Source organism: Bacterioplanoides sp. SCSIO 12839, assembly GCF_024397975.1.
In the GTDB taxonomy this organism is placed as follows: Bacteria; Pseudomonadota; Gammaproteobacteria; order Pseudomonadales; family Oceanobacteraceae; genus Bacterioplanoides.
Map to the genome: position 1 here is coordinate 2,620,940 of NZ_CP073745.1, position 21,610 is coordinate 2,642,549.

At 48.7% G+C, this 21,610-nt stretch carries 18 protein-coding genes and 1 tRNA gene; 10 read left to right on the top strand and 9 right to left on the bottom strand.

All coding sequences use genetic code 11. The annotated features are described in order from the left end of the window. Positions 1–25: 25 nt before the first annotated feature. From flgF to KFF03_RS12095, 7 genes are all read right to left on the bottom strand, one after another. Positions 26–772: a flagellar basal-body rod protein FlgF gene (flgF, locus tag KFF03_RS12065; protein WP_255857173.1), complete on the bottom strand. Its 747-nt coding sequence runs from the start codon at positions 770–772 to the stop codon at positions 26–28. A gap of 288 nt (positions 773–1,060) precedes the next feature. Next, positions 1,061–4,717: a flagellar hook-basal body complex protein gene (locus KFF03_RS12070; RefSeq protein WP_255857174.1), complete on the bottom strand. Its 3,657-nt coding sequence runs from the start codon at positions 4,715–4,717 to the stop codon at positions 1,061–1,063. A 34-nt stretch (positions 4,718–4,751) separates the two neighbouring features. Next, positions 4,752–5,546 carry a flagellar hook assembly protein FlgD gene (locus KFF03_RS12075; protein WP_255857175.1) on the bottom strand — a complete coding sequence of 265 codons (795 nt, stop codon included), beginning with the start codon at positions 5,544–5,546 and terminating at the stop codon, positions 4,752–4,754. A 10-nt stretch (positions 5,547–5,556) separates the two neighbouring features. After that, positions 5,557–6,003: a flagellar basal body rod protein FlgC gene (gene flgC / locus KFF03_RS12080; protein ID WP_255857176.1), complete on the bottom strand. Its 447-nt coding sequence runs from the start codon at positions 6,001–6,003 to the stop codon at positions 5,557–5,559. Positions 6,004–6,005: 2 nt separating this feature from the next. Further along, positions 6,006–6,404: a flagellar basal body rod protein FlgB gene (gene flgB, locus KFF03_RS12085; RefSeq protein ID WP_255857177.1), complete on the bottom strand. Its 399-nt coding sequence runs from the start codon at positions 6,402–6,404 to the stop codon at positions 6,006–6,008. A gap of 250 nt (positions 6,405–6,654) precedes the next feature. Continuing rightward, positions 6,655–7,476: a protein-glutamate O-methyltransferase CheR gene (locus tag KFF03_RS12090; protein ID WP_255857178.1), complete on the bottom strand. Its 822-nt coding sequence runs from the start codon at positions 7,474–7,476 to the stop codon at positions 6,655–6,657. Between the two features lie 37 nt (positions 7,477–7,513). Continuing rightward, positions 7,514–8,437: a chemotaxis protein CheV gene (locus KFF03_RS12095; protein ID WP_255857179.1), complete on the bottom strand. Its 924-nt coding sequence runs from the start codon at positions 8,435–8,437 to the stop codon at positions 7,514–7,516. Between the two features lie 91 nt (positions 8,438–8,528). Between KFF03_RS12095 and flgA the strand changes: the two genes are divergently transcribed. From flgA to KFF03_RS12130, 7 genes are all read left to right on the top strand, one after another. Then, complete coding sequence (gene flgA / locus KFF03_RS12100; protein ID WP_255857180.1) at positions 8,529–9,251, top strand: flagellar basal body P-ring formation chaperone FlgA; 723 nt, start codon at positions 8,529–8,531, stop codon at positions 9,249–9,251. Between the two features lie 63 nt (positions 9,252–9,314). Next, on the top strand, positions 9,315–9,647 hold the full coding sequence (gene flgM, locus KFF03_RS12105) for a flagellar biosynthesis anti-sigma factor FlgM (RefSeq protein WP_255857181.1): 333 nt from the start codon (positions 9,315–9,317) through the stop codon (positions 9,645–9,647). A gap of 15 nt (positions 9,648–9,662) precedes the next feature. Continuing rightward, positions 9,663–10,133: a flagella synthesis protein FlgN gene (locus tag KFF03_RS12110; protein ID WP_255857182.1), complete on the top strand. Its 471-nt coding sequence runs from the start codon at positions 9,663–9,665 to the stop codon at positions 10,131–10,133. Between the two features lie 71 nt (positions 10,134–10,204). Continuing rightward, the gene (locus tag KFF03_RS12115; RefSeq protein WP_255857183.1) at positions 10,205–10,945 is read left to right on the top strand and encodes a flagellar brake protein; all 741 of its coding nucleotides are present in this window, start codon (positions 10,205–10,207) and stop codon (positions 10,943–10,945) included. Between the two features lie 45 nt (positions 10,946–10,990). After that, a tRNA-Arg gene (locus KFF03_RS12120) sits at positions 10,991–11,066 on the top strand. Positions 11,067–11,224: 158 nt separating this feature from the next. Beyond that, positions 11,225–12,799 (top strand): phosphoglucomutase (alpha-D-glucose-1,6-bisphosphate-dependent), encoded by a 1,575-nt coding sequence (gene pgm, locus KFF03_RS12125; protein WP_255857184.1) that lies wholly within the window; start codon positions 11,225–11,227, stop codon positions 12,797–12,799. A 350-nt stretch (positions 12,800–13,149) separates the two neighbouring features. Continuing rightward, positions 13,150–14,097, top strand: coding sequence for a GGDEF domain-containing protein (locus KFF03_RS12130; RefSeq protein WP_255857185.1), 948 nt, complete (start codon positions 13,150–13,152; stop codon positions 14,095–14,097). An 89-nt stretch (positions 14,098–14,186) separates the two neighbouring features. Here KFF03_RS12130 and KFF03_RS12135 read toward each other — a convergent pair whose 3' ends face one another. Then, the gene (locus tag KFF03_RS12135; RefSeq protein WP_255860911.1) at positions 14,187–15,995 is read right to left on the bottom strand and encodes an acyl-CoA dehydrogenase C-terminal domain-containing protein; all 1,809 of its coding nucleotides are present in this window, start codon (positions 15,993–15,995) and stop codon (positions 14,187–14,189) included. A gap of 188 nt (positions 15,996–16,183) precedes the next feature. Continuing rightward, positions 16,184–17,905 (bottom strand): AMP-binding protein, encoded by a 1,722-nt coding sequence (locus KFF03_RS12140; RefSeq protein ID WP_255857186.1) that lies wholly within the window; start codon positions 17,903–17,905, stop codon positions 16,184–16,186. Positions 17,906–18,106: 201 nt separating this feature from the next. On the opposite strand from KFF03_RS12140, the gene KFF03_RS12145 reads away from it, so the two are divergent. The 3 genes from KFF03_RS12145 (at position 18,107) to KFF03_RS12155 (ending at position 21,608) form a co-directional block, all read left to right on the top strand. Then, on the top strand, positions 18,107–19,189 hold the full coding sequence (locus KFF03_RS12145; protein ID WP_255857187.1) for an AraC family transcriptional regulator: 1,083 nt from the start codon (positions 18,107–18,109) through the stop codon (positions 19,187–19,189). 109 nt (positions 19,190–19,298) lie between these two features. Then, positions 19,299–20,345, top strand: coding sequence for an acyl-CoA desaturase (locus KFF03_RS12150; RefSeq protein ID WP_255857188.1), 1,047 nt, complete (start codon positions 19,299–19,301; stop codon positions 20,343–20,345). 138 nt (positions 20,346–20,483) lie between these two features. Continuing rightward, positions 20,484–21,608 carry an FIST signal transduction protein gene (locus KFF03_RS12155; RefSeq protein ID WP_255857189.1) on the top strand — a complete coding sequence of 375 codons (1,125 nt, stop codon included), beginning with the start codon at positions 20,484–20,486 and terminating at the stop codon, positions 21,606–21,608. Positions 21,609–21,610 lie beyond the last annotated feature (2 nt).

Here is a 21,610-nt window from a genome sequence, read left to right on the forward strand (position 1 = left end):
TTTTTCCTCTTAATTCAGTCGCGGATCATTGCGCGGATAAAATCTGGGTAGCCGCCTGAGCATTTTCATCGGCTTTCTTCATCATTTTGACCTGCATTTCATACTGACGATTAATGGCAATCAGGTCGGTTAATTCTTTTACGGCGTTGACGTTACTGCCTTCAACAAAACCATTGACCAGAGTAATGTTCGGGTCAACGGGAGCCTGTTGTGTGGCCGGATCACGAAAGCGGAATAAACCATCTTCACCTTTTTCCAGTAACGCCGGATCTGGGTTCACTAATTTCAGTTGCACGGGTTCGGCTACCGCCGTTGGTGCTTCACCTAATGGTTGTACCGTGACAATACCTGCGCGACTGATTTCAATTTTTTCAAATTCCGGCAACACCACCGGGCCACCGTCACCCAATAACTGAAGGCCACTGCCGTTTAATAAACGTCCGGTTGGATCGACACTTAAGTCTCCGGCGCGGGTGTAAGCTTCTTCACCGTTAGGCCCCTGTACCGCAAACCAACCTGCACCTTCGATGGTGACATCCATCCGGCGGCCGGTTTCGATTAACGGCCCTTGGCGAAAATCACTGGACGGGCGCTCGGTCATCGCATAAGCACGCGTCGGAAAGTGTTCACCAAAAACGCCCATCGCACGGCTCTGGGCATAGTCGGCTCTGAAACCAGTGGTGTTCACATTGGCCAGGTTATTGGCACGCGCACTTTGATTCAGGGTATTTTGTTTAGCGCCTGACATTGCGATGTAAAGGGCACGATCCATAACGGAACCTCAAACAGTCTTTGGTAATCTGAATGAGATACTGCACGGGCTGTGCCAAGTAAGATTTTTTATTATTTTTCAATCACTTAGATAGAAAAGAAGGTTTTTTGACGGGAGCAGCGGCAAGTTTTCCGTCAAGATAACGGAAGGGGCTTGCCGCTCTGAAATAGATGCATGTTCAGTAAACTAAGCTTTTAGCCGCACTCATCACAATCGCCCTCCATGGCTCTGCTGATGAGCACGCAACGTCCTGTTGCTGCTATTAAAAGCTTGGCTTACTAAATGAGATTAGATCTGCAGGATGGTTTGTGTCACCTGATCCACCGTTTCAATGGTTTTGGAACTGGCCTGGAAGTTTCGCTGGGCAATGATTAACCCGACTAATTCTTCAGACAGATCCACGTTCGAGTCTTCCAAAGCAGAAGAACGAATCTGACCAAACGAAGCAGTTCTTGGTGAGCCAATGGTCGGCACACCCGATTCAAACGACTCAGCCCAGCCGGTATCGCCCAGTGGCGTCAGTCCTTCCGGATTACGGAAGTTACCCAGCGCCACCTGCCCTAACGTCTGTGCCTGACCATTGGTGAAACGGGCAAAGATAATTCCTTCACTGTCGACTTCCAGACCGGTCAGACGACCAGTGGAATAGCCATTCTGGTTCACTTCATTGACCGAGAATGGGCTACCAAACTGGGTCGAGCCATCCAGGCTAATCTGGAAGTTAGAGTTGGTTGGCGGCTCCGTTAACGGCAAGCCACCTTCTAAGACATTCACCGAACCAATAGCACCGTTCGGGTTGCCATCGGCATCCACCGGATCCCAGTTAGTAATAAAGATATCGCCGGTTGCTTCAGTATCCAGCGTGCCGTCCTGATTAAAGAACAGCTCCTGGCGGTAACGGGTCGGTTCCAGGTTTTGCGGGAATGGCAGCGTTGCATCCGGATCACCCACTTCGCGGCCATCAATCTGTACATACATCGCCCACAGATTTTGTTCATTCGGTCGTGTTGGGTCGACCGGCTCTTTAACAAAGAACTGAGTCATCACATGGGCGTTACCCAGGCTGTCATAAATGGTGGTTGAGGTCGCGTGGTTGTAGGTGTCCTGATCGGTTGGATCAAAAGCATTCAAGGTGAATGGCGTGAATTCATCTTCGGTTAACGCGCCAAAGATACCGGAAACAACCGGATCCGGATTACTCAGCGAGTAATTTTCATTCAGAGTGAATGTCACCACACCACCCACAGCTGCCGCGGTATCAGCGGTAGCCGTGCCACCTAACACAACCGGTCCGGAGTTCTGAGCACCCTGCACCACAATCGAGTCGGTGACCACCGGGCTGCTGATTTCAAGCTTAATGTCACGACCAATATCGTTGGTAATGATCAAATCACCCGCTTCATTGGTGGAAGCGTTAAAGGCTGGCAAGGTTGTGCTGCGTAATGAATTAATTTCTTCAACCAGATCCGGAATCGAGGTTGACGTCAGCTGCTGGCCATTCAACGTCAGGCGCATATCATTACCCGGCGAGTTGAAACCGCTTAACGGGATATTCATGGTACTGATAGCGGAAGTAGTGACACCCGGCTGCTGGTTAAAAATGGAAACAATTTCATTCGCTTCGGCATTTTCCGGAATGGTGATCACGGTTTCGTTACCGTCCGGGTCAGTCAACGTGACTTTTTGCTCCGGATATTCATTGCTGACACCGGCAATACCTGTGGTTAATAAGCTGGCATTGTTAGGGTCAACCTGCAGCAAACCAAACAAATCGCCTTGTGAAATATCCGGACCACCGGCGGTAACATCACTGATGGAAATAATGGATGGTTCACCCGATTCTACGGCCACCAGCTGCAGTTTAAATTCTGGCGGTGCTACCCGAGGTTCAATTTCAACGGCTTCAGCGCGCACACCAATATAGCTATCAGCGTCCTGACTGTTCAGCTGGCGGTTAATGCTCGCCGCTAACTGTTGTACTGAGCGGTAATCTTCATCCAGAGAAATCAGCACGGAGCCGCTGCGGTTGTCATTATCCGGTGCCGGAACCGTCAGGTTAATCCGGAAACTGTTGGTTTTATCGACTTCATCCTGACCCGTCACGGTAAAGGTACTGGTCAGCCCTAACGCGGCCAGAGCCTGAGGCTCGGCAGTCGTTGCTGTAAAGGCCACGCCTTCTGTTGAGCCGGTTTGGGTATTAGTGAAAACTAACTGACCGCCCACCGCATCAACGGATACTTTCCCGGCAATACCCGCGGCACCAATAAAGATATCAATTTGTTGTTGAATCGCGACAGCCAGGTCATCCAGAGAAGCATAAGCCGCAGGCGGAATCGTAATCGTGAATGGACCACCACCATTACCCGTGCTACTGGTGACTTCCAGCTGGAATTCATTATTTGCCTGTACTGGCTCAACACCACCATCAAAGCGATTACCGGCCAGGAAACCCACACTGCTCAGATCCAGGTTGTTAGAGCCGGCAATGTTATCGGCAATTTGTACGAAGTCACCGCGACCTGCCGCACTACCTGGTACTGCCGGAGCGCCCTGCACCTGGAATTCGATACGACCTGCATTATTCACCGCCAATACTTCTTCACTACCGGCACCCGCGGTTGCGGTGATCTGGGCATTAATCAGGGTTAACATATCCGCCTGATTTAACGTGTTATAACCTGAAGCTGGTGGTGAGCCTGCACCAAACTGAGTTTCCCAGGCAGCCTGACTGATGTTGATTGGATAAGTGGCACCGGTTTCGGTGGCAATGGTAAAGGCCAGAATGTTGCCACTACCCGTGCTGACATCCAGCGTGCCGGTGATGTTATCAGCCGTTAATACCGCAAACTGACCCGGATCACTGGCAACAATGTTCAGTGGAGGAGTTGACGTGGTTCGTGTGGTGGTTGAGGTACCCGGAATACTACGAAAATCGGCGGTTAACGGGTTAGAGCCAACAAACAAACGTGAGCCCTGCACGCCCGGAGTCACGGCACCACTGGCGCCAAAAGCACCGTCCCAGGCAGCCGTATTGGAAATAGTAAAGCTGGTGCCATTCGTAGCATTGTAACCAGCCCGGCTGAGTAATAATTCGCCGGTACCGGTCACCTGGCCTGCACGAATCTGTTGTGATCCCAGGGTGGTATCCAGTGCATTCTGAATATCCGATAACACATCAGCTACCGTGCCACCGGCAGCCACACCGGCCAGTGTGACAGTCTGCACACCAGCTCCCTCACCCAAATCAATATCAATAGCGATGGCACCATAACCCGCTGCAGCAACCACCGCCAGGTCAGTACCAAAGGCCACCTGAGCCGGAGCTCCGGCACTGGTTGGTTGCGACTCGGATGCTAAAATCGAACTGGTATCTTCAATAATGCCGGAATCCGCGGCACCAATTGCCAGGCCATTAGACACTAATCTCTGACCCTGCTCTTGTAACACACTGGCACCGGCATCCACGTTAACAATCGCCGATACAAGAGAAGTTAATCGTGGTGGCTGGTTGGCAACCTGAATCTGAATATCGCTTAACACACCGTTCACTACGCCATTGGCGTTGGCTTCATAACCCTGCAAACGTGAGCCGTTGTTAGCAACGACATAGCCATCTTTATCCAGTGAAAAAATGCCGGAACGGGTATAAGAAACCGAGCCGCGATCATTCAGCACAAAAAAACCATTGCCATCGATGGCCATATCCAGCGAGTTTTGTGTTCCGCTGATATTACCCTGACTGAATTGTTGGCGAACATTATCCACCATCACACCACTGCCGACCGGCTGCACACCCGTACCTAATAATGTTGTGGTGTAGACATCTGAAAACTCAGCACGGGATTGCTTAAAGCCTGTGGTGCTGGCATTGGAAATATTATTACCACGTACTTCCAGGTCCGTAGAGGCAGCACGAATTCCACTTAAACCGATATTAAAAGCCATAATTTTACTCCTGTCGGAATTTATTCGAGCTGAGTTACGAACTCAGAACCTGTTTAATCTGATCCATTCCCGCTTTCTGACCACCGGTCAGGTTCAATGTCACCTGGCCTCCCGGGCCCATCGTGACACTGTCAACGCGAGAACTCATTTCCATGCCCAGTTGTTCCGACTGACCGGCAACCGTAGCACTGACATTAAATTTGTATTCGCCCGGCGGATAAGGAACCATGATTTTGTTGCCGTTATCGTCAGTCACAAATTCGCCGTCTTCATCTTTCAGATATTCCTGGCGATTTAATTTACTGGCATCAAACTGCACCACTTCGCCATCCACCATCAGATTTAAACCATCCCAGCGAACCGACATAGGCCCTTCACCACGCGCTCCCAACGAGAAACGTTCGAGTAACTGACCATTTTCATCTTCGATGCGTAATTCCATATTGCTGGCACTGCCCGGCACTTCGGTGTAGCCACTGACAATGCCGTTATGCAATAACAGACCATTTTGATTGCCTTCAACAATGACATTCTGGCCAACCATACTGGATGCCTGCAGTGCCGAAGCGGAGCTGAATTTGGATGCCAGACTGTCGGTGGTATCGTTTAACTGGCCAATACCTTCAACCGTCGAGAACTGCGCTAATTGAGCAACAAATGCCTGGTTATCCGTCGGTTTTAATGGGTTCTGGTTTTTTAACTGCGCCACCATTAATTCCAGGAAGGCATCGCGACCCAATTCGTTGTCGGTATTTTTGGTATTTTCTTTGTTGTTATTCTGATATTGCTCAAGCACCTGAGCAGAATCACCAACGTTATTAATAGTCATGATTCGCTCCTTACTGACCCAGCGTTAACGTACGCTGCAGCATTTGTTTGGCGGTTTTTAATACTTCGACATTCATCTGATAACTACGGGATGAAGACATCATGTCGGTCATTTCTTCCACCACATTCACATTGGGGTAATACACATAACCATCTTCATTCGCCATTGGATGATCGGGCTGAAAGCGGGGCTTCAGTGGCGCATCTTTTTCGACAATGCCTTTTACCTGCACACCAATTCCGGTGCTTCCTTTGAGCTGTTGAAACTCACCCTTTTCATTCACGGCTATAAATTCTTTTTGCATCACGGCAAACCAGGGCTTGCGGGCACGGTAGGTTTCTTCAACAGAACTGGATGCACTTTCGGCATTGGCAATATTACTGGCCGTGGTGTTCAGCCGAATGGACTGGGCATTCATGCCGGAACCGGCGATATCAAATACATTGGTTAATGACATGATTATTCTCCCCGCACTGCGTTGCGCAGCCCTTTAAACTTACCACTGAGGAATTCGAAGGTAGCGTTGTAATCCATGCTGTTTTTAGCAAACTGCGCTTTTTCAATCTGGCTATCCACAGTATTACCATCAATCGATGGCTGACTTGGATTGCGATACAACAAATGCTCATCCACCCGGGTACTGCCGCTAAGGTGCCCGGAGTGGGTTTTCTCAACTGACAAGCTTTGCTGGGCTTCAACTTCACCCACTAACACCGCACGAAAATTGATATCGCGGGCCTTGAATCCCGGGGTATCGGCATTCGCCAGGTTGTTCGCCAGAATTTCGGATCGTGCCGCACGCAGTTGTAAAGCGCTTGCGTGGAGTCCTAATGCGTTGTCGAAATTGATTGAAGCCATGTTGTTGCCACTTGTGTGTTATCTCGCTTGCAATGGATACAGCAAACACAATGCCAACTATAAAAACCCTTTATTTTCATACACTTAAGGATTTTAACAGTTTGGCAAAACGGCAATAGCAGAGAGGAAGATTGCCGCAGCGGCAAACCAGCGGCAAACAAAAAACCGCCCGAAGGCGGTTTTAGTCATCGTGATACGACGATAGGTAACAGGCAGAAGAGCGACTTATTCCAGAGCGCTGAGTCAAAACTCATTTTGCCCGATAGATAATGCCCGGGTGACACTGAACCATTTCAAAATAATCCTGCAGATTATTCATCGCCTCCGATGCACCCAGCATCAGATAGCCACCAGGATTAAGCGAAGCGTGCATTCGCTTGAGAATATCCAGCTTCAGATCTGCTGAAAAATAAATCAAAACGTTGCGGCAAAAAATAATGTCGAACTTCCCTAACAACGAAAAGTTCTGCTGCAGATTTTGCGGACGAAAATCGACGCGACTTTTGATTTGCGCATTAATGCTCCAGCTGTCGTTTTCTTCGGGTGAGAAATAGGCTTTCAGGTAAGCATCACTCATACCGCGGCGTATTGCGAGTTGCTGGTATTTACCGGCTTTTGCTGATGCCAGTGCTGACGGCGAAATATCCGTCGCAACAATTCGCTCTCCGGCCGGCAAGGCTCCCGGGTTTTTACGCTTAAACTCCTCAATTTCGATACTGAGAGAATAAGGTTCTTGCCCGGTGGAACACGCCGCTGACCAGACTTTTGGCGCTCTGCGTTTTGCAGCCGCTTCCGGTAGCAGTTTGTCGCGAAAAATACGATACGGATGATCGTCCCGAAACCACAATGTCTCATTCGTGGTCATGGCATCAACAACCGATTCCTGCAACTTCCGGTCGGTTGTCATCTTTGCCATCAGATCAGAGAAGGTCAGCAGAGATTCCCGCTCCAGCAACCGTCGTAAGCGGCTGGTAACCAGATATTCTTTGCCTTCTCCAAGCATAATACCGCTGGAGTCTTCCAGTATTTTCCGGAACTTGTTGTACTCGTCAGCTGAAATGGTAAGCGTCATTATTTACCTTGTTTTTCCATTAGTGCCTATGTCCTTTTCACGCATTATCAATGCGCAGGGCAACCTGTTCAGCCAGAACATCAGGATCAAACTTAGCGATAAAGTTATCCGCCCCGACTTTTTCAACCATGGCTTTATTAAATACACCACTCAACGAGGAATGCAGAACCACATAAAAGTCCCCCATCCGGCTGTCACTGCGAATGCGCGAGGTCAGGGTGTAGCCATCCATCTCTGGCATTTCAATGTCGGAAATCAACATCATGTAGCGATCAGAAGGCGACTCGCCACCTTCAACAATCGATTCCAGATGCTCCCAGGCCTCTTTGCCATCGTTTAATGCCACCACTTCAACACCAATGTGCTCCAGGCAGCGGGTAATCTGCTTACGGGCAATTTTTGAATCATCCACAATCATCACACACTGGGCATGTGCGGCTTCCTGAACTTCTTCAGAAATTACGCCTTCACTGATTTCTTCATTGATCGGCGCCACTTCCGCCAGGATTTTTTCCACATCAATGATTTCAACCAGCTGATTATCCACCTCTGTCACGGCCGTCAGATAATGGTCGCGTCCAGTACCCTTCGGTGGCGGATGAATCTCTTCCCAGTTCATATTCACAATGCGCTCAACGCCCGCCACCAGAAAGCCCTGGGTTTTACCGTTGTATTCGGTAATGATCACAAACGTGTCGTCTAAGGTCGGCAAGGGTGCATTGCCGGTTGCCATACTCATATCCATGATGGGCAACGTACCGGAACGAATGTGAGCGACCCCTCTTACCACGGGATGACTTCCCGGCAGAATGGTCAGCTCCGGACATTGCAATACCTCACGAACCTTAAACACATTAATGCCGTAAATCTGAGCACCATTAACCCGGAACAACAACAACTCCAGCCGGTTCTCACCTACCAGTTGTGTTCTTTGGTTTACGGTGTCGAGAACACCTGCCATATCAAACTCCTGAGCGGATTTTTCATAACCCGGCATAACCTTTGCTGAGGTTCCTGATAACTCAACGAATCGTCAGAAAATTGCCGGATTTATGACACAAAATTTCAACAATAACTTGAGCATAGTCCAGAACCTGAAAATTGGTCGGGTATTTGTGTTTTTTTTAATGGCCAGCTGTTCAGCCTCCGCCTTGGCCTCTGACTGGCGAACCGTGCTCGAAGAAGAATTAATTCAACGCTGGCAGACACTGACCAACGGCCAGGATTCTGCCGCCGTCAGTTTTGTGGGTATCCGTAGTGACTACCAACTACCTGACTGCCAACATCGCCCGGACATACGCATCCAGAAAGCATTACAACCAGGCAGAAACGGCATAGAACTGGGTTGCAGCAAACCCTACTGGCAACAACATTTTGCCGTGCAATTACACGTGTATCAGAACGTCATCACTCTACGCACAGCACTGCGCAGTAATGAGTTGGTGCAACCACACCATATTCATCAGACCCGCCAGGATATTGGCCAACTGAACAAAGGATTTTACACCCGCACTGATGAAGTCGTTGGTCTGCAGATTAAGCGTTCACTTCGCCCGGGAACCGTATTAAACCCAGACATGCTGGAATTGCCACAACTAGTGAAGCGTGGCCAGCATGTTGCGATTCGGCTCAAGCGGCCCGGCATTCAGGTCGAGATGGAAGGCACCGCACTGGCCTCAGGCCATAAAGGCCAACGCATCAGAGTACGTAACAATCAATCGCAAAAAGTCATCAGCGCCACCGTGATCGCGCGTGATTTAGTACAAGTGCAATAAAATTTCAAAAAATTCCTAAAGTTCTAACTTTAGGCGCCGATAACACCTATGCAGGAGTGTATAATGGCTATTCAGCTCGGAGATTTAGTAATGAACATCAATAAATTTACCGGAGGTCTCGATAATCATGCGAGAACCCGGAACGAACCCAGCAAAGCACCCGCCGGGTCAGAAGCGCAGACACAAGCCAAAGACAGCGCTGGCTTTACTGACCAGGTAAAACTGAGTGCCAGCAGCAAAAGCATTCAGCAAATTGAAGCTGAAGTACGCAGCTTGCCGGATGTCGACGACAGCACCGTTGAGCGCATCCGCAGTCAGATTGAAAGCGGCGAATACAAAATTGATTATCAAAAGCTGGCAGGAAAAATGCTTGATTTCGAGGAGCGTTTAAACTAATTCCAGCGAGGGCTTATGCCTGATATCAGTACCACCTTTGCTCAGCTTCTGATTTCCGAGCTGCAGGTGACCCAGTCCCTGCATCAGTTGCTTGAGCAAGAACTGGCGGCTTTTCGCAACCGCGAACTGAAGCCGCTGGCGGATCTCCAACAACAAAAATCCCAGCTGCTATCCACCCTGCAATCTCAATCCAGACAACGTCTGGACTGGATGACCCAGGAACAACTCCCCCACTCCAGAGATTGCCTGCTACGGCCGGAGTTTGCCGATCAAAATGAAATTAAAACCCTGTGGCAACAATTAGCCGATAGCTATTCCGCCAACCAGCACCTGTCAGAAGTCCTGTCTGAAATGGTGTTAAAAGCGCGAAAAAGCACAATTGATCAACTTAATATCTTGCGTGGCAAGCAGAATGATCCACAATTATACAGTGCAACTGGTAAAGCCAGAGGGCTGAACCGAGGTTCAGGCTACACAACGGCCTGACTAAACCTAACATTAACTGCAATTGCATTAACTGCACCCAGTATTAACGGTAGTAATCGACGGACTTCTCAATGTTACAGGACAGCAACCAGGAATATATTCTGACCGCCCCCGAAGACATTTATGGCGCATTGCGAAAAATTGTGGTGATGGAAACACCCGTGCAAATCCGCATTGAAAGCCAGCAACATACATTTCGCTCTGCGATCACCCAGACCGACCTGAAGAGCCGTAGCTTCTTTATGGATCAGGTGACTCCCGAAGAAGGCAATGACCTGATTCGCCAGGGCAACCGTTACACCGTTGAGTGTGACTCCCAGGGCATTCGCATTGAGTTCAAAGTTACCGGGCGCATGAAATACAGCGCCGCCAAAGAACAATACCGGGTTGAGTTTCCTGAGAGCCTGCTTTATTTGCAACGCCGTACGGCGTATCGGGTGATGGTGCCCCCGGCACATAACATTCGCCTGAAAATTCAGATGCCAGATGATGAAGGCAATATATTGGGAACCATTCAGGATCTGTCATCGAATGGCTTTCGGGTGAAAATTAATGGCAACGTCAAAAAACGCCTCGACGAGATACGGAACTTTCCAATCGCTAAAGTTCGCTTTAACCAGGAACATTACATGGACTGCTCTCTGGAAGCTCGCCACGTCATTCTCGATGACCAAGGCAACACCCATTGCGGCTTTGCCTTCACATTAATTTCAGCCACAGCACAACGTTATATTGATCGACTCATCACCGAATTCCAGTGGGAAGAGCGGCGTGTTAAAGAACAACAAGACTCCGAAGTCGGCGATCTCTGACAGGCATGACATCTTAGTAACAACGTATTAAAATCTTCAGCCAGTCTCCTCATAGTTTAACCGGATAAAACTACCGCCTCCTAAGCGGTTGATCGGGGTTCGAGTCCCTGTGAGGAGGCCATTTTGCCTCGCCTTTCTTTTTCATTATCCAAACAACGCAAGTGGCTGATCTGTCATGCCTGCATTGCTGCAAAGCCCCACAACACAAGACATTCTCATCAGATTGTAAGAAAATGCCGCGATTATTTGGTTTTCGGTTTCTACAAACAAGGAATGAGGATGTTCAACGAATCTGTTTTAACTCTTTTTTCAGCTTCTGAAGTCAATGGCGAAGCATTAAAGCCGGTCAAGTTCGGCACATCAGGGCATCGGGGCACATCCCTGAAAGGAAGCTTTAACGAGCAGCACATCGTTGCGATCGCCCAGGCGGTAGCCGATTATCGCGAGCAACATAATATCAGCGGTGCGCTATTTGTTGGCCGCGACACCCATGCGTTATCAAAACCCGCCTGGGACGTTGTGATTCAGGTTTTAACCGCCAACAAGGTTGATGTGCGAATTGCACAGGATGATGAAGTCACCGCCACGCCTCTGGTGAGCCATGCCATTCTGACAGCGAATACTCAAGCAGCAGAGAAATCCGACGGTATTATTATCACACCGTCTCACAACCCGCCTGAAGATGGTGGCATTAAATACAACACCCCCGATGGTGGCCCCGCTGACGGTACGGTCACCAGCTGGATTGAAAACCGTGCAAACCAATACCTGCAAAACAATTGCACCGATGTGAAACGTCTGGATATGGCGCAGGCACTGGCAAACACACAAACCTACGATTACGTCGGTGTTTACGTTGAAGATCTGAAACGAGTCATCGATTTACAGGCCATCGCCAGCAGCTCATTGAAGTTGGGCGCTGATCCAATGGGCGGCACGGCATTACCCGTCTGGAACAAGCTGGCTGAAAACCCGGACTTTAACCTACAGGTGGTGAACGATCAGATTGATGAGTCTTTCGCCTTTATGCCGCCAGATCACGATGGTCGTATTCGTATGGATTGTTCCAGCACCGCGGCCATGACCAATCTGCTGGAAATTCGAGATCAGTTTGACCTGGCGTTCGGTAATGATCCGGATGCCGACCGACACGGCATTGTCGATGCCGCAGGCCTGATGAACCCAAACCACTACCTGTGTGTTTGTGTGGATTACCTGATGAAACACCGCCCACAGTGGTCAGCGGACTTAAAAGTTGGCAAAACCTTAGTCACGTCTTCAATGATGGATCGTGTCGTTGCGGCTAATGATCGTACCTTGTATGAAGTACCGGTTGGCTTTAAATGGTTCGTTCAGGGATTGTTCCAGGGCGAGCTGGCATTTGGCGGTGAAGAAAGTGCCGGAGCGAGCTTACTGACCTTTGATGGCAAGCCCTGGAGCACCGACAAAGACGGCGTTGTTTTGTGTTTGTTAGCGGCAGAAATCACCGCTGTTACCGGCCTGACGCCATCACAGTATTACGCCAAACTGGTGGAGCAACATGGTAACCCGCATTACAAGCGTGTTGATGCCGCTGCAACACCAGAACAAAAGGCTGCATTTGCACAACTGACGGCGGATAGCGTTACGGAAAGTGAGCTGGCTGGTTTCGCCATCACCTCAGTACATACCAATGCGCCCGGAAATAATGCGTCGATAGGTGGCTTAAAAGTCTGCACGGAGCAAGGCTGGTTTGCCGCACGCCCAAGTGGCACCGAGGATATCTATAAAATTTATGCCGAGAGTTTTCAGGGGGAGGATCACCTTCAGTCTCTGATTAAAGAAGCACAAAAGCTCTTGAGCAATATCCTGTAGCCATCTCTTGTAGCAATATCTGGCCGCTATTTCATGGCGGCAAACAGCGGCAACCTTTGTTGCCGCTGCCACAGCGGCCTGCCAACCATGTGCTTCATTCCAATCAACTCCCCAATAATGACAGTTAAGACAGGTCAACAGCGTCGTTCAACTGCCACCTTTTACTAATCAATCAGTCATTTTATTGGCTAAAACCTTTTTATTAGCGACGCCAAATAGTCATCAGCTGCTAAGCTAACCCTGCCAAATCCTCGTAAACCACTGTTTTATAAGGACTTTTAAGTTTAAAAAATACTGGCACAGAAATCGCTTTATCCGATTTAAGTATTTTTACCCCTATGAGGTTGCTCATGGTGAGTCCTTTACACAGCAATGGTCGTGCTCAGTTACGAGAAGAAAAAGCCGTAACATCAATTGGTGACCTTGCGTTAAAACCTGATTTACGCCCGGAATTATTATTAAAATTATCCGGCAAGTTACAGACCACGCTGGAATTGTCTCAGCTACTGGAAATCTTTTTTGAAGAGATCCAGCAAGCCGTTTTGGTCGACGGACTTACCTTTGCCCATTCAGCCAATAACTTGCTGATCAGCCAGGGGAAAAACTCACCACATTCCGTGAGCTATCGCCTGCAAACACAGCAGGACTATATGGGTGACCTGACCTTTCACCGCTCGACTCGTTTTCGTGAGCACGAGCTGGCGAACCTGGAAGGCTTGTTGACCACATTGGTTTATCCGATGCGTAATGCTTTACGGTATTACGAAGCGTTGGCTGCCGCCTTCCGTGATCCACTGACAGGCGCGGGCAACCGTGTGGCATTAGATAAAACACTCAGTCGTGAAGTCGAATTGGCCAAACGCCACGGCCAGCAGTTATCCGTGTTGATGATTGACCTTGACCACTTCAAGCAGGTGAACGATGAGTTTGGTCACAGCATGGGTGACAAGGTGCTGAAAGATGCCGCCGATTGCATGACAGCCTGCATTCGACAAACCGATATGTGTTTCCGTTACGGCGGCGAAGAATTTCTGGTCATGCTATCCAGCGCCGACCAGGCAGGTGCTTTACGTATCGCCGAGCGCATCCGTATGAGCATCAGCGATATGACCTTTGAAAATGCCAAAGGCAAACTGCAGGTAACCACCAGTATTGGCTGCGCTACGTTACGCGGCATAGATAATACTGACAGCCTGGTACAACGTGCCGACACTGCATTATACGAAGCCAAACATGGTGGCCGTAACCGGGTCATCAGCGATGCGGATACCGCCTTTACAGAATCAGAACGAGTCTGATAGGCGGCTTATTTAACATTTCACCAGCAAGATTAAAAATCCCACCTGGATTCACTACGAATTGAATTCAAGTGGGATTTTTTCTGGCATCAGTCTAAGAAAGAAAAATGTTCTTCTTTCATTTGCATTAACGACTTAGGATCGCGCACCATCATCTTGGCATGTGACTTAGCTCTTGGCAGCATACGCTTGTAATAAAACTCTGCCATCTGAATTTTTGCTTTATAAAAGTCAGCGTCACCATCTCCGGACTCCAGTTTCTGATAAGCCGTTTCGGCCATCATCGCCCAGTAATACGCCATGGCGTTGTAACCCGAATACATCAGGTAATCGACCGAAGCTGAGCCAACCATGTCACGGTTTTTAGATGCCTTAAAAGCAATGTGATAGTTATTCAGTTTCCAGCCAAGCATGGTGCGCTTGAGCTTGCGGATCATCTTTTTCATTTCCGGGCGTTTAGTCGCACGAGTAAATTCCTGAACCTGCTTGGAAAAATTATCAAAAGATTTAAATTTACCCAGTAGCATTTTCCGCCCTAATAAATCCAATGCCTGAACACCGGTGGTTCCTTCATAAAGTTTGGAAATCTGAGCATCACGTACAATTTGCTCCATACCCCACTCTTTAATAAATCCATGGCCACCATAAATCTGCACCCCATGGTTAGCCGCTTCGTAACCCAGCTCCGTCAGGAAGGCTTTCAGAATCGGCGTCAGGAAACCTAATTCATCATCATATTGCTCATAGAGTGCAGTATCTCCTTTGGAATGTGCCGCCATCATCAAATCAGCCAATCGGGCTGCGTGATAAATCATGGCACGGCCACCTTCAGCAATCGCTTTTTGCGTTAATAACATGCGACGTACATCCGGGTGAACCATCAGGGTATCTGCTGCTTTATCCGGATCTTTGGTGCCGGTTAACGAACGCATAGAGCGTCTGTCTTTGGCATAAGGCAGAGCTCCCTGAAATGATAACTCTGCGGATGCCAGCCCCTGGATTGATGTACCGATGCGAGCGGTATTCATAAACGTGAACATACACATCAGTCCCTTGTTTTCAGGACCGATTAAAAAACCTTTGGCACCATCAAAATTCATCACACAGGTCGATGATCCGTGAATCCCCATTTTCTCTTCAATGGAGCCACAACTGACCGGGTTGCGCTCCCCCAGCGAGCCATCATCATTCACGTTAAATTTCGGCACAATAAACAGAGAAATACCTTTGGTTCCCTCTGGAGCACCCGGTAATCTTGCCAGTACGATATGAATAATATTTTCAGCCAGGTCATGCTCGCCGGATGAAATAAAAATTTTCTGTCCGGTTAAGGCGTATGAACCATCACCATTAGGTTCCGCCTTGGTTTTAACCTGGCCCAGGTCGGTACCACATTGGGCTTCGGTGAGACACATCGTTCCCGTCCAACGACCTTCCGACAGCGGCATAAAAAAGGTTTGTTTTTGTGCCTCAGTACCGTGCAAAAAGATGGTGTTCATCGCACCTAACGAAAGTCCGGGGTACATTCCCCAGGGCCAGTTGGCCGTACCGATCATTTCTGACTTGGCAACGGACAACGACATGGGTAGACCCTGACCGCCGTACTCAACCGGTGTCGACATCGACTGCCAGCCATTCTCAACATACATTTGATAGGCTTCTTTAAAACCGGCCGGGGTTTGCACATCGCCACCTTCAAAGCGGCAACCTTTATCACCGGTTTGATAAAGCGGAGAGAGAACCTCTTCGGAGAAAGAAGCCGAAGCCTCTAAAATCATATCCACCATCTCCGGAGTGGCTTCTTCACCACCCGGAATATGTTGATAGTGTTGCTGAAATTTGTAGACATCGTTAATTAAAAACTTAATGTCTTTTATCGGTGCTTTGTACTGAATCATAATGAACGTTAACCTTAATCTGACAATGGCAATAAAACGGTAAGCATTGTCACTCAGCTCAGTACTCAAACCATTGGCCTGATAAGCAGGCATGTGGTGTCAGTTCGGTGTTTTAGTTTTAGATTGAGATAGAAAGGAAACAAAAACGCCCGCTTAAAAGCGGGCGTTTTGTCAGAAGAATAAACGTATCAGGCTGGCTCAGCTTGCTTCGCGTTCTCTTCGTCTTTTAATTCACGACGCAGAATTTTACCAACTGGAGTCATTGGTAATTCCTCTCGGAATTCAACATAACGTGGCACTTTGTACGCTGTTAATTTATCACGGCAGAAGTTACGGATTTCTTCGACCGTCACATTCGAGTCTGACGCAACCACAAATAACTTCACTGCTTCGCCGGTTTTGTCATCAGGGATACCAATGGCCGCGCAGTTTTCAACCGACGGATGAGCGGCAACCACATCTTCAATTTCATTTGGATAAACGTTAAAACCTGACACCAGAATCATGTCTTTAATCCGGTCAACGATTTTGACGAAACCGTCTTCATCAATCACCGCAACGTCACCAGTACGGAACCATTTGCCATCCGGGGTGAATGTTTCTGCCGTCGCTTCGGGACGATTCCAGTAACCTTTCATGACCTGCGGGCCGTTCACGCACAGCTCGCCGCGCTCACCAATAGCAACTTCATTGCCTTCATCATCGATGCACTTCAAGGCAGTACCAGGAACTGCCAGGCCAACGGTTCCCTGACGCTCAAGTCCGGCACCCGGATTCATGGTCACGGCTGGAGAACATTCGGTTAAACCATAAGCTTCCGAAATACCCACACCGGTTAATTCTTTCCAGCGACTGGCGGTGTCGTCCACCAGAGCCGTACCACCCGATAACGTGATACGCAGCTGACTGAAGTCCATCTCACGGAATTCTTTGTGAGCCAGCAAAGAAACAAACAAGGTGTTTAAACCAATAATGCCGGTTAGCTGATGCGGTTTCATCATGCGTACAAACATATCGGTATCACGCGGGTTAGCGATCAGAATACTGTGATCACCCGATTCAAACAGGGCCATTAAGTGCACAGTAAATGAATAAATGTGATACAGCGGAAGTGGCGCAACAATTTTTGCACCGCTGGTTGGTTTTAACGGCTGCCCTTTGTCGTCAACCTGCTGCAAGCTGGCGTGAGCCTGCATCATATTGGCAACCAGGTTACGGTTGGTCAGCTCTGCACCTTTGGCTACACCGGTCGTACCACCGGTGTATTGCAGAATAATGGTGTCATCCGGATTCTTAATATAGTTTTTCTCAAAACCATTATGTTTCGCGCCCTGAGCCAGGGCCTGACGAAAAGACACCGCTTGCGGCAAGCTGTAGGCCGGAACCATCTTTTTAACGTACTTAGCGACGTTGTTAATCAGAGTACGCTTGAGGAAAGGCAACATATCCGCCAGCGACGTCACGATAATATGCTGTAAACCCGTTTCGTCTTTAATGTTCTGTACGGATTGAGCAAACACATCCATGCACACCAGAGCTTTGGCACCAGAATCATTAAACTGATGTTTCATCTCTCGTTCGGTGTACAGCGGGTTGGTGTTTACCACCACCATGCCGGCACGCAGTGCACCGTACATCGCAATCGGGAATTGCAGAATATTTGGCATCTGAATCGCGATGCGATCACCGGGCTTCAGGGTTGTATGATTTTGCAGATAAGCCGCAAAGGCTGCACTGTATTCATCAATCTGTTGATACGTGAGTGTATAACCAATACTGGTGAATGCCGGACGCTCAGCATAACGTTTGAAAGAGTGTTCTATCACTTCAACAACTGCGTCGTATTCGCTCAGATTAATCGTATCTGGCACGCCAGGTGCGCGCTTACCATCCCAGAAAGATGCTTCCACGTGTAGTCTCCCCAATGCGGATTTTAAGAGAATAACCGTTGCCCTGACGTCCCTGAGCCGTAAGAAAAACTGAGTTTGCCGAGCAGAAGGTCTGATTGTTTTTTTAATAACCCGAACTATGAAGCAAAGTTTCATTGAGTTAAAGGGCCAATCATGAAATGATTCCGGTCATAATACGCCAATACCTATCCGATACGCCCCATGCCATCAGCCAGTTCAACTTCCCGACAGCATTCAGAAACACCTGGTATCGAAACGCCCTGCATCGATACCGAATATTTATCACAATTAATTGAAATGCTGGCCCATCAGGGTATTCAGCCTCATCAACTGGTTAGCAGTACTGGCCTGTCTGCCAAATCCCTGACATCAACCCGGGAGCAGGTTTCCCCGCTGCAATATCATAAAATTATCGAAAATGCGCTCCGGCTCACTAATGACCCGTTGCTAGGGCTGGAACATGGTAAGCGTATGAATGTCCACAGCCATGGCTTTCTCGGACTGACCATGATGGCCTCAGAAACCCTCAATGATGCCCTGTCGTTAGCCATTCGTTATGCCAGAAGCCAAACCCTGATGGCGGACATTCGTTTTATTCAGGAAGACGACAGCGCCATTATTCAGATTAACCGGTTAGCGGCGATGCCTGATACATTTGACTTTGTTGTACACAATATCCTGTCCACCTTTGTCACCATTTTTCGTTTTCTGATTCAACAGCACGAAGAGTTAACCGCCATCGTCAAACTCACTGGCAGCGCACAAAAACCTGATTTTTGTTATGAGGATATTCTTGGCGTGCCAGTGATGTTTAAGCAGACGCATAATCAGCTGTGCTTGCCTGAGTATTTATTGGATGCCCAGGTTTCCAATGCCAACATCATTGCCCGGAGAAATGCCAAAGCGGAATGCCTCGAATTACTCGATCAGCTCGATAAAGGGCAAGATCTGGCCAGTAAAATCCGCTCACAACTAAAGCAGCTACAAGCCCACCCAACGCTGGCGGTGATGGCGGAACGGCTGGATTCCAGTCCCAGGACAATTAACCGGCAACTGGCTCAAATCAACACCAGCTATCAGCACATTATTGAAGAAGTTCGCTGCGAATCAGCCATGAAGGCACTGCTGAATAGTCCTTGCTCCATCGATGAATTAGCCCACCAATTGGGCTACAACGATCCATCAAATTTTGGCCGAGCTTTTCGCCGCTGGCTGGGCATGTCCCCTCGTGCTTTCCGCAAAAAACATCAGGAGCAAGCCGAGCAGTTTGTGCCGGATATTTAACCGATGCCTTACCAGTATTTAATATCAGACACGATTTCGCTAAGATACGACAAAATAACTAACTCCAATAATAACAATGCATTCGATCCATTTTCCCAGCGGGAATCGTGTGGTTTACCAACAGCTATCGCAGCAGGTCAATCAGTACTTCCGTGACAGCAACACGCATAAAACCGGCAATCGTACTCTCTATCGCAAAGCGGCCATTATCAGTAGCGCATTTCTGCTTAGCTTTTTATTAATTTTTATCGCACCTTCCGGGTGTAGCTGGCTGGCCTGGATGGCACACGGAATCGCAACCGCACTGGTTGGTTTTAATATCATGCATGATGGTGCCCACGAATCTTTCAGCCGCTCAAAAAAAGTCAACCGATTGGCGGCACTGAGCTTTAACCTGATTGGCTCAAACCGGTTTTATTGGGCACAAAAGCACAATCGCAATCACCATACCTTTACCAACGTAGATGAGCTGGATGAAGACATTGATGCATTTGGTTTATTCCGTATGAGCCCAAGGCAGCCTCGATTGTTTTTTCACCGCTGGCAACACCTCTATGCCTGGTTTCTGTATCCGCTGACCAGTTTATTCTGGTTCTTTGTTTTAGATTATAAGGCCTACTTCACCCGCCGCATTGCCAGTCGCGCTTTCAGTCATAGTATGAGCATCGCAGACCATGTTGAGTTCTGGTGTTCCAAGGCGCTTTATATCGGCCTTTACCTGATGCTGCCTGCGACATTGCTGGGCTGGGAAAATACCATCACCGGCTTTTTAATCATGCATGCGGCCTTAGGGTTTCTGTTTGCGGTGGTTTTCCAGCTAGCGCATGTGGTTGATAAAGCGGAGTTTCCGGCACCACAACAAGGAGGAGACAAAGACGGAGAAATGGCTGATGAATGGGCAGTACACCAGTTGAGAACCACGGTGGATTTTGCTACCGACAACCGACTGGTGACCTGGGCACTGGGAGGACTGAACTTTCAGCTCGAGCATCATCTATTTCCTCGCATCAGCCATATTCACTACCCGGAATTAAATCGTATGCTGCGTTCAACTTCGGTTGCCAACAGAATGCGCTCATACCCAACCGTGTGGCAAGCGCTTATCGGGCACTATAACCATTTAAAAAATATGGGGAAAAGCAGCCAGCATAGATAGTTTTTCACTGCTAAACTGAGTCGATTAGCGGAGAATGTAGTTTCTCCGGAGCACCACCTGAGAGGCTTTTATGCGCGGCACCCTGTTTCTTTTATTTCATGACTACCCCACCGGTATGAATATAACAGGAGAACAGGTATGAAAGTCAGCCAACACATCTGGCAGAATGGCAAGATGACGCCAGAGCTTCCTGACGAAGCGCCGCAGTTAATTCTTCTGTTTGGCAATGAAGCCGCACGACAAGCATTACCTCTGCTACAGCATCATTTCCCGGAAACTCACATTGCCGGATGCTCCACCAGCGGAGAAATTGCGCAACGCACCGTACGCGATAATATTGCCACCATTACTCTGATGTATTTTTCCGATACCCGTATCAAAGTATTCAGCCAGGAAGTAACTTCACCCGACAGCAGTGCGGCTGTAGCGGAACAGCTGGCGCAGCAGGCTAAGCATACAGATCTTCAACACCTGATGATGCTCACCGATGGCTTATCAGTAAACGCCCAAACAGCGGTTCAGGGAATCACCACCGCTCTGGCTCCATTTAATAACATCTCGGGTGGGGTGGCCGGCGACGGTGAACGTTATCAGCAAACCTACACCTATCATCAGGATGGTATCTCCAGCAATCGCATTCTTCTGGTTGGTTTTTATGGCAGCCGATTACAGGTGAAATATGGCTGTTATGGCGGTTGGAAAGCATTTGGCCCAATGCGTTATGTGACACGCTCAGAAGGCAATCGTTTATATGAATTAGATGGCCAGAGTGCGCTGGCATTGTATGAGCAATACCTGGGTGAACATGCCGCCGATCTGCCAGCCTCAGGCCAGCGTTTTCCATTAGGCGTACGTTACCACGAACAAGACACTGATCAGGTTGTTTGCACCGTGTTTGGTATCGACCGCGAAGATAACTGCCTGATTTTTGCGTTAAATATTCCCGAAGGTTCAATCACCCAGTTGATGCATGCCAGCATGGATAGCCTGATTGATGGCGCTCAGCTAGCCAGTGCACAAGCGTGTGGAGACTGCGCAGACAGCTGTCCTGACTTTGCCTTGATGGTCAGTTGTATTGGCCGTCGTTCGGTATTGCAACAAATTGCCGATGAAGAAGTCGAAGTGTTATCCGAAACCCTGTGCCAGGATATTCCCCATAGCGGCTTTTATTCTTATGGTGAAATTGCACCCATCATGGGGAACGGCCCTTGTAACCTGCACAATCAAACCATGACGGTTACGACCTTTTCGGAACAGGAGTAGCC